A 2,155-nucleotide genomic window follows, 5' to 3' on the forward strand; every position below is an offset into this window, starting at 1 on the left:
TATTAAAACACCCACCCAGCTTGAAGTAGGAATCTATTAGAGTAGTCTCTTTGAGAAGTAACATCATGCTTGATATTCTGAGCTAAATGAGCATTAACAAACATATCTTTAAATGAACCATAATAACCTAAACCAAATGATTGTAAAGTTCTAGGAGCATCATTTGTAGTATCTTGACTCATAAATGTTCTACCTACATCATAAAACACAGATACAGAAGAGTTTAACTCTTTATAGTTTGGTAAAGCATAAAATAACTCTGTATTAAAGATAAATCCATTCTCAGCACTCTCTTCACCATCAGGATAATATTTAACTCCATTGATTCCACCAATACTTAAGTCTTGACTTCCATCTAAGTTTTTATTACCTAAAGCATATTGAGCTTGGAAAGAGTTTTCCCATCTAACCTTAGGAGTCAATTCAAAGTCTTGACCTAACTCTAAGTTTAACTTTGTAAATCTACCATTTGTATTAGCACCATTTTCATCACTTTTTCTATCTTCATCACTATTAAATTTTAAACTACCAGTTGTTAAAGATAAAGAAGCTCTTGATTGAGAGTTTTTATTAAATACTATTTTATCTTCAGTATAATCAACACCTACAGTTAATACTTTAGAACTTTTCTTTGTATATATATCTGCTTCTTGAATCTCATCTTTCATCTTATTAAATGAAACTTCTGCAAAAAGATTTATATTTTTAAGTCTAGATCTTACATATGGATACTCTGTTCTAAAAGTAATAGAATCAGAACTTCCTAATGCATCTAAATTCTCATAAGTACTTCCAAGTTCATAAGTAGTTTTAGAAATACTAACTTCTCCTCTTAGTCCTTTTTCATTCATTGGAAAGTTATAAGCTACTCTTCCATTAATAAGTCCAATCTCTTCTGATGTAAGACCTGAGAATGTTAGCTGATCTCCTATATTAAATGGTGAATTAATATCAGCTCCTGCCATGATTCTATGTTTACCTATATATTGAGAACCATAGTTGTCACTTAATACATATCCACTATATTTTTTAGTAGCTTCAGTTCCAATGATAAAATCACTAGTTCCTACTTCTTTACCTGGTTTAACTTCTGCTTTATTTACAACAATACCTGGTGTGTCATTAATAATAAGCATGGCTCTTTCTAAAGTATTTGTAGAAACGATATTTTCATCTTTGATAGCATCTAAATTTCCTTGAACAATTTCATCTTTAACTAATGAGTTATTCTCTAAGGTAAATGCTCCATAGTTTCCTTCAATTACATTTATTTTTAAAACACCTTCTTGTGAAAAGATATTTTGTTTTGGAATATATGCCCTTGCTACAAAGTATCCTTCTTGTCTATATGCTTTTGTGATTAAAGTAGCTGCTTCTTGCATATCTTTAAAGCTTAACTCTTTGTTTTCATAAGAAGAGATTAGTTCTTTTAACTTCTCATTTGAAAGCTTTTTATTTCCTTCTATTTCAATTGTTTTAATAAATACTTTTTTACTATCATCAAACTGTTTTAATGGTTCTTCTACTTTGTTATCTAAAGAAGGAAGCTCAGCTTCTTTCTCTTTCTTTAGTTTTGGAGGTTGTACTTGTTTTAAGGCATCACCAATGTTTGGAACATTGGCTGCACTTAAAGATAGTGATGTGATAATTGATAATGCTATAATATTTTTTGTTTTCATTCTTATTTTCCTATATTTCGTCATCTGCTACATAGAACTCTTGTTCAACACCAGTTGGTAAAGATACTCCACCATTTACTAAGACAATTTGTGAACTTCTTGATAATGGAACTTTTACATCACCTACTGTTTCACCTGTAACTTCTTGCTGCATCTGTTTTGCTTCACTAAGTGTTACTCTTTTTGTTTCTTGATCTTCAATTGGTTTTGAAACAATTTGCTTGTTTTCTCCAACACTAAATGATACGTTTACATTTTTATAACTGTTTGGTGTAGTAGTAACTTTTGGAACTGTTGGTACTTTTAGTGCTTCTTTATTTACAATTGTTGTGATTACTTTGTCTATTTGTTTGTTTGGTGTTTCTGTTGCTGGTTTATCAATTATTGGCTTTGAAGTAACTTTTGTACCAATTAACCAAATAGGTTTAGTATCTCCATCTTTTCCAACTTGCCAAGATAAAACTGGAGTTCCTTTT

At 30.2% G+C, this 2,155-nt stretch carries 2 protein-coding genes; both read right to left on the reverse strand.

Translation table 11 applies throughout. The annotated features are described in order from the left end of the window. Positions 1–2 precede the first annotated feature (2 nt). Positions 3–1,679: a ShlB/FhaC/HecB family hemolysin secretion/activation protein gene (locus CRV02_RS14210; RefSeq protein WP_129090894.1), complete on the reverse strand. Its 1,677-nt coding sequence runs from the start codon at positions 1,677–1,679 to the stop codon at positions 3–5. Positions 1,680–1,689: 10 nt separating this feature from the next. Beyond that, positions 1,690–2,155: hypothetical protein (locus CRV02_RS14890; protein WP_164969016.1), on the reverse strand; the 466-nt coding region annotated here is incomplete at its 5' end.

It is taken from the genome of Arcobacter sp. CECT 8989 (assembly GCF_004116715.1).
Classification (GTDB): Bacteria; Campylobacterota; Campylobacteria; order Campylobacterales; family Arcobacteraceae; genus Halarcobacter.